This is a genomic window from Pseudomonas sp. EA_65y_Pfl1_P113 (assembly GCF_963970525.1).
GTDB classification, from domain to species: Bacteria; Pseudomonadota; Gammaproteobacteria; order Pseudomonadales; family Pseudomonadaceae; genus Aquipseudomonas; species Aquipseudomonas tritici.
Map to the genome: position 1 here is coordinate 1 of NZ_CAXAQM010000409.1, position 500 is coordinate 500.

The 500-nt window shown below is 60.6% G+C and carries 1 protein-coding gene; it reads left to right on the plus strand.

The features are described 5' to 3' along the window. On the plus strand, nt 1-264 hold a 264-nt coding region (locus tag AACY52_RS30310), incomplete at its 5' end, for a bile acid:sodium symporter (protein WP_339561379.1). Nucleotides 265-500: the final 236 nt, after the last annotated feature.

The window sequence follows — 500 nt, forward strand, 5'->3', positions numbered from 1 at the left end:
CGCCGTCTGGGATTTTCAACCGAGGACGAGATCGCAATCGTATTTTGCGGATCGAAGAAGAGCATGGCGGGCGGCATTCCGATGGCGACGATCCTGTTCGCCGGGCATGCGGTCAGCTTGATCGTGTTGCCGCTGATGCTGTTCCACCAGGCGCAATTGTTCGTCTGCGCGACGCTGGCGCGTCGTTATGCCAAGCGGCCGATCGAAGACGCGCCGCCGGCCGCCGCGCAGCCGAGCCCGGTTCGCATCTTGACCAGTGCATGATGCCACCGCGCCCGCGTTTATATTAGCCGCCCGATCACTCTACGCGGATTAATCCATTTCTCCGATCAAGCGCGCCATGCCATCCTCTGCGAAAGCCAACCAGAAGCCGCATTGGAGACTGCCATGAATGCCGAAACGAAATGCCCGATGGGTGGGGGCAAGGTGGATGGCAATGCCGTCCTGTTCGAAATGACCAACCGCCTGTGGTGGCCGAACCAGCTTGACCTGACCGTGCT